Below are 6,544 nucleotides of genomic sequence, written 5' to 3' on the forward strand. Positions count from 1 at the left end.
GCCCCATTCGGCGCGGAGGGCGTCGCAGATCTCGCCGAGGGTGGCCTCGGCGCGGACGGCGTCGAGCATGGCCGGGATCATGTTCTCCCCGGTGCGGCTGACCTCGACCATCCGGGCCACCCCCGCCCGAACCGCCGGCTCGTCGCGGGCCGCCTTGCGCTCGGCGAGCACCCGGCGCTGCTCCACCTCCACCTCGTGCGAGATGCGCAGGATCTCCAGGTTCTTGGCGATCGTGCCGGTGTGGCAGTTGACGCCGACGATCCTCTTGTCGCCCTTCTCGAGGGCCTGCTGGTAGACGAAGGCGGACTCGGCGATGTGGCCGGTGAACCAGCCGTCCTCGATGCCGCGCAGGATGCCGGAGGTCATCGGGCCGATCCGGTGCGGACCGTCGCCGCCGAGCTGCCGGATCCGGGCGAAGATCTCCTCCGCCTCGGCCTCGATCTTGTCGGTGAGCGCCTCGACGTACCAGGAACCGCCGAGCGGGTCGGCCACGTTCACCACGCCGGTTTCCTCCATCAGCACCTGCTGGGTACGCAGGGCGATCTCGGCAGACTCGTCGGTGGGCAGCGCGAGGGTCTCGTCGAGGGCGTTGGTGTGCAGCGAGTTGGTCCCGCCGAGCACTGCGGCGAGCGCCTCGACGGCGGTGCGTACGACGTTGTTGACCGGCTGCTGGGCGGTCAGCGACACCCCGGCGGTCTGGGTGTGGAACCGCAGCCAGAGCGCCTTCTCGCTGGTGGCGCCGTAGACGTCGCGCAGCCACCGGGCCCAGATCCGGCGGGCGGCCCGGAACTTGGCGATCTCCTCGAAGAAGTCCACGTGGGAGTCGAAGAAGAAGCTCAACCCCGGGGCGAAGACGTTGACGTCCAGCCCACGCGACAGCCCCAGCTCGACGTAGCCGAACCCGTCGGCGAGGGTGTACGCCAGCTCCTGCGCGGCCGTCGCACCGGCCTCCCTGATGTGGTACCCGGAGACGGACAGCGGCTTGTACCGGGGGATCTCGCGCGCGCAGTACTCCATCAGGTCGCCGATCAGGCGCAGGTGCGGCTCGGGGTCGAAGAGCCACTCCTTCTGCGCGATGTACTCCTTGAAGATGTCCGTCTGGAGGGTCCCGTCCAGGGTGGACAGGTCGGCGCCCTGCCGCTCGGCGGCGACCAGGTACATGCAGAAGACCGGCACAGCCGGGCCGGAGATGGTCATCGAGGTGGTGACGCCGGCCAGGTCGATGCCGTCGAAGAGCACCTCCATGTCGGCGGCCGAGTCGACGGCCACCCCGCAGTGCCCGACCTCGCCGAGGGCCTGCGGGTCGTCGGAGTCCCGCCCCATCAGGGTGGGCATGTCGAACGCCACGGAGAGGCCGCCGCCGCCGGCACCGAGGATCATCTTGTAGCGCTCGTTGGTCTGCCGGGCGTTGCCGAAGCCGGCGAACTGCCGGATGGTCCAGGTCCGCCCCCGGTAGCCGGTGGGGTGCAGGCCCCTGGTGTACGGGTACTCGCCCGGCCAGCCGATCCGCTCGAAGCCCGGGTACGCCATCCCCTCCGGGGGGCCGTACACCGGATCCACGGTCATCCCGGACAGGGTGGTGAAGTCCGCGTCCCGCTTGCGCGCGGCGTCGTAGCGGGCCTGCCAGCGGGCCCGTCCGGCGGCGATCTCGTCGGCGTCCATCCGCGGCGCTCCTCCTCGGGTCCTCGGCTGAGGATCCGAGTGTAGAACGCCGCCCTGAACGATCGCTAAGGAAGTTCGTACCCGTCGGTAACGAACTCAGGCCGGGGGCACCTCCATCGCCACGTCGTCCACCCGGATGTTGATTTCGTCGACCCGCAGCCCGTACGCCTCGACCGCCGCCGAGATCGCCGCCCGCACCGCCTCGGTCACCTGCGGCACCGACTGCCCCACCGAGATCACCAGCACCAGGTTGACCACGGCCGCGCCGTTGGTGACATGCGCCGAGCAGCCCCTTCGCGCGTCACCGACCTGGTCCAGACCGACCTTGTCGAGCACCGCGTTAAAGAACCGGGCCACGTCCCCGCCGAGCTCCACCACGCCGGGCACCGACCGGGCGGCGGCCACCGCGATCTTCTCCACCACCTCGTCGGAGACGTGCGTCGTCCCGCCCGCAACCGCGTCCGGCGTCACCCGCAGTTCCCGCGTCGCCTCGTCGCTCATGCCTTCTCCCACCACGTCACCCGCCCCACGGCGTGAGGCGGTGCGAGCGTACTAGCGGTCGATGTACCGCTCGACATACTCCCCCGTCGGTTCGATCGGCGTGATGACGTCGACCAACACCCCGTTGGGGTCCGCCACGACGAAGTGCCGCTGCCCGAAGTCCTCACTACGCAGGTCCAGCTCGACCCGCAGCCCGCCCTCGACGACGAGCCGCCGCCACTGGGCATCCACATCGGGCACCTCGACGTTGAGCAGCAGCCCGTCCACCGGCTTGCGGTACCCGTTCGGGATCGTCGGATGAGTGTGGTCCAGAAGCCCGAGTTCGCACGGCACCGGCCCCGGGCGACGCAGGCTCACATACCAGTCCGCCTCGAAGGTGGTCTCGAAGCCGAACCAGTCGGCGTAGAACGCGTGCGACTCCTTCAGCCGAGTCGTGCAAATCACCGGGTAGAAGCTGGTCAAGAGCATGATCACTCCGTTCACATACCGTCGGTATGTGAGCTACGCTATTGGCGTACCATCGGTATGTCAATAGTTGGTGCGGCGGGGCCGCAGGCGACGGGCGGGAACACATGCGTAGGGCGGAGCAGCGGGAGCAGACCCGGCACGCACTGGTGCGCGAGAGCCGGCGACTCTTCGCGACGCACGGGTACGGGGCGGTCGGCCTCGCCCAGATCGTCGCCGCCGCCGGCGTGACGAAAGGCGCGCTGTACCACCACTTCGCCGGCAAGGCCGACCTCTTCCGGGCGGTTCTGGAGCTGGTACAGCAGGAGGTCGCCGCGCAGGTCGTCGCGGCCGCCGAGGCGCAGCACGACCCCTGGGCACGGCTGACGGCGGGCTGCCGGGCGTTCCTCACCGCGAGCACCGCCCCGCAGGTTCAGCGGATCATGCTGGTCGACGGGCCGGCGGTACTGGGCTGGGCCGACTGGCGCGCCTTCGACGAGGCGGCCTCGGCGCACCACCTCGCCGAGGCGCTCGCCGACCTGATCGCCGACGGAACGCTCGCGGCGCAGCCGGTCACGCCGCTGGCCCACCTGCTCTCCGGCGCGATGAACGAGGCCGCGCTCTGGCTCGCCACGACGACCAGTCCGCACGCGCTGGAGCAGACCTGCGCCGCACTCACCCGCCTGCTGGAAGGGCTCCGCATCCGCTGACCACCGCGGATCGGAGAGCGGACGTCGGGCGCGCTCCGCGGGCCGACAACGTGGCCAGGGCACCGCCGCCTCGTCGACCCGCTCAGCCCGACAGAATCCACACCGACGCGACACTCACCGCGCCGGACTCATCCGGTGCCGATCTGTGCCAGCAGCTCGTCGGCGGCGGCGTACGGGTCGAGCGCCCCCTCGGCCACCTTCGCGGCGAGCGCCGGCAGCTCCGTACCGTCGCGCAGCGAACCGATCCGGGCCCGCAGCACGCCCAGCGCGATCGCCTCGATCTCGGCGGCGGCCCGCGCCTGCCGGCGGCGGCGCAGCTCGTCGTGGCGCTCCAGCCAGTCGCGGTGCTTGTCGATCGCGGCGGCGATGTCGTCGATGCCCTCGCCACGCGCGGCGACCGACCGGACCACCTGCGGTCGCCACTCGCCCGGGCCGCGCTCACCGAGGGCGATCATGCCCTGGATGTCGCGGACGGTGGCGTCGGCGCCGTCCCGGTCGGCCTTGTTCACCACGAAGACGTCGGCGATCTCCAGGATCCCCGCCTTGACCGCCTGGATCGCGTCGCCCATACCGGGGGCGAGCAGCACCAGCGTGGTGTCAGCCAGCGAGGCGACCTCCACCTCGGCCTGCCCCACACCGACGGTCTCCACCAACACCACGTCGCAGCCGGCGCCCTCCAGCACCCGCACCGCCTGCGGGGTCGCCGCCGACAGGCCGCCGAGGTGACCCCGGCTGGACATCGACCGGATGTAGACCCCCGGGTCGGTGGCGTGGTCCTGCATCCGGACCCGGTCGCCGAGGATCGCCCCGCCGGTGAACGGGCTGGACGGGTCGACGGCCAGCACCCCGACCCGGTGCCCGCGGGAGCGCAGCGCCCGGACCAGCTCGTTGGTGGTGGTCGACTTGCCCACCCCGGGAGACCCGGTCAGCCCGACCACCTGGGCCTGACCCGCGTACGAGGCCAGCGCCGCCGCCACCCGGGGCAGCACCTCGTCGCCGGACTCGACCAGGGTGATCAGCCGGGCCACGGCGCGCGGGTCACCGGCGCGGGCCCGCTCCACGAGCATCGGCACGTCCCGGCTCCGGCGGACCGACGCCACGCCGGCGGCCGTGGCCCGCTCGACCGCTCCGCTCACGGTGCGATCTTCGTTCGCGACTGCGGGGCTCGCACACCCCGCTCACTCCTCACGCTCACGGTGCGATCTTCGTTCGCGACTGCGGGGCTCGCACACCCCGCTCACTCCTCACGCTCACGGCTGCTCGCCGGGGTTGGGAACGCGGATGATCAGGGCGTCGCCTTGGCCGCCGCCGCCGCAGAGCGCCGCCGCGCCGGTGCCGCCGCCGCGCCGCTTGAGTTCCAGGGCGAGGGTGAGCACCAGCCGGGCCCCGGACATGCCGATCGGGTGCCCGAGTGCGATAGCGCCGCCGTTGACGTTCACCTTCTCGGCGCTGACCCCCAGGTCCCGCATGGACTGGATGCCCACCGCGGCGAACGCCTCGTTGATCTCGATGAGGTCGAGGTCCTCCACGCCCAGGCCGTCCTTGCGCAGGGCGTGGCTGATCGCGTTGGAGGGCTGCGAGTGCAGGGAATTGTCCGGGCCCGCCACGTTGCCGTGCGCGCCGATCTCGGCCAGCCAGGTCAGCCCCAGCTCCTTGGCCTTGGCCTTGGCCATCACGACGACGGCTGCGGCCCCGTCGGAGATCGGCGAGGCGCTGCCGGCGGTGATCGTGCCGTCGGAGGCGAACGCCGGGCGCAACCGGCCCAGCGACTCGACGGTGGTGTCCGGGCGGATGCCCTCGTCCTCGCTGATCACCACCGGGTCGCCCTTGCGCTGCGGGATGGTCACCGGGACGATCTCGTCGGCGAAGTGGCCGTTCTTCTGCGCGGCGGCGGCCCGCTGGTGGCTGGCGGCGGCGAAGGCGTCCTGCTCGGTGCGGGTGATGCCGTGCCGCGCGCCGTGCCGCTCGGTGGACTCGCCCATCGAGCAGCAGTCCCAGGCGTCCGTCAGCCCGTCGAGGGCCATGTGGTCGGAGATCGTGACGTCGCCGTACTTGTAGCCGACGCGCTGACCGCGCAGCAGGTGCGGGGCGTTGGTCATCGACTCCATGCCGCCGGCCACCACGATGTCGAACTCGCCGGCCCGGATCAGCTGGTCGGCCAGGGCGATCGCGTCCAGGCCGGAGAGGCAGACCTTGTTGATCGTCAGTGCCGGCACGGACATCGGGATGCCGGCCTCGACCGCGGCCTGCCGGGCCGGGATCTGCCCGGTGCCGGCCTGCAGGACCTGGCCCATGATGACGTACTGCACCTGCTCGGGGGCCACTCCGGCGCGCTCCAGCGCGGCCTTGATCGCGACGCCGCCGAGCTTCGTGGCGGGCAGATCCTTGAGGTTGCCGAGCAAACGCCCCATCGGGGTCCGCGCGCCGCTGACGATCACCGAAGCCATGTGCCTGCCTCCGAGGGGGATGCCGAGCCGTAAAACTTAACGATTGTTCGGTTGCACGGGTGTTCGGTCAGACTAACGCCATGGCTGAGAACTCCCCCGTCGAGCCCGCTGCCGACTTCGTCACAGACATCGGCCTGCGCCGCATCGACCACGTCGGGATCGCCGTCGCCGACCTCGACGCCGCGATCGACTTCTACCAGCGCACCTTCGGGATGCGCTGCGTGCACACCGAGACCAACACCGAGCAGGGCGTCCGCGAGGCGATGTTGGCGGTCGGGCCGACCGTCGAGGGCGGCTGCGTGCAGTTGCTCGCCCCGCTGACCCCGGAAGCGACCATCGCCAAGTTCCTGGACCGCAACGGGCCCGGCGTGCAGCAGGTGGCGTACACGGTGGTCGACATCGACGCGGCGTGCGCGGCGCTGCGCGAGCGCGGACTACGGCTGCTCTACGAGACTCCCCGCCGGGGCACTGCGGACTCCCGGATCAACTTCGTCCACCCGAAGGACGCCGGCGGCGTCCTCGTCGAGCTGGTGCAGCCAAAGTGAGGGAAGGGCCCCCTGTTGACGCATTCGTTGGAGCAGGGGTCCCTCCAACCATCGGCCCGGGGCGGCGGCCCCGGCCTTGCGTTCCTGGCACTCCGACGGCATCAACCGGTTTCCGTGGCCACTGAGTGTCGCAAGGCCGGCGGCGAGCCGTCCGGGGATGCCCCACCGGGCGTTGCGGCGGTGCGCATTGCCTTTCGACGCCGGCCGCCGGCCCCCTTTCGCGTGATACCGGTAC

The 6,544-nt window shown here is 71.4% G+C and carries 7 protein-coding genes; 2 read left to right on the forward strand and 5 right to left on the reverse strand.

Annotation, left to right across the window (positions count from 1 at the left end):
• From E1258_RS28605 to E1258_RS28615, 3 genes are all read right to left on the reverse strand, one after another.
• Positions 1-1,662, reverse strand: a 1,662-nt coding sequence (locus E1258_RS28605) for a methylmalonyl-CoA mutase (protein ID WP_132406600.1), incomplete at its 3' end; no start/stop codon positions are given.
• 96 nt (positions 1,663-1,758) lie between these two features.
• The gene (locus E1258_RS28610; RefSeq protein WP_132406602.1) at positions 1,759-2,163 is read right to left on the reverse strand and encodes an Asp23/Gls24 family envelope stress response protein; all 405 of its coding nucleotides are present in this window, start codon (positions 2,161-2,163) and stop codon (positions 1,759-1,761) included.
• Positions 2,164-2,214: 51 nt separating this feature from the next.
• Complete coding sequence (locus tag E1258_RS28615; RefSeq protein WP_132406604.1) at positions 2,215-2,631, reverse strand: VOC family protein; 417 nt, start codon at positions 2,629-2,631, stop codon at positions 2,215-2,217.
• 104 nt (positions 2,632-2,735) lie between these two features.
• Between E1258_RS28615 and E1258_RS28620 the strand changes: the two genes are divergently transcribed.
• The gene (locus E1258_RS28620) at positions 2,736-3,317 is read left to right on the forward strand and encodes a TetR/AcrR family transcriptional regulator (protein ID WP_132406606.1); all 582 of its coding nucleotides are present in this window, start codon (positions 2,736-2,738) and stop codon (positions 3,315-3,317) included.
• A 128-nt stretch (positions 3,318-3,445) separates the two neighbouring features.
• Here the strand turns inward: E1258_RS28620 and meaB are convergent, their stop codons facing one another.
• Entirely contained in the window at positions 3,446-4,384 is a 939-nt protein-coding gene (gene meaB, locus E1258_RS28625) for a methylmalonyl Co-A mutase-associated GTPase MeaB (protein WP_243715753.1), read from the reverse strand.
• A gap of 183 nt (positions 4,385-4,567) precedes the next feature.
• Positions 4,568-5,764 (reverse strand): acetyl-CoA C-acetyltransferase, encoded by a 1,197-nt coding sequence (locus E1258_RS28630; RefSeq protein ID WP_132406608.1) that lies wholly within the window; start codon positions 5,762-5,764, stop codon positions 4,568-4,570.
• Positions 5,765-5,844: 80 nt separating this feature from the next.
• On the opposite strand from E1258_RS28630, the gene mce reads away from it, so the two are divergent.
• The gene (mce, locus tag E1258_RS28635) at positions 5,845-6,309 is read left to right on the forward strand and encodes a methylmalonyl-CoA epimerase (protein WP_132406610.1); all 465 of its coding nucleotides are present in this window, start codon (positions 5,845-5,847) and stop codon (positions 6,307-6,309) included.
• The last annotated feature ends 235 nt before the right edge of the window (positions 6,310-6,544 follow it).

The organism is Micromonospora sp. KC207 (assembly GCF_004348615.1).
Lineage (GTDB): Bacteria > Actinomycetota > Actinomycetes > Mycobacteriales > Micromonosporaceae > Micromonospora.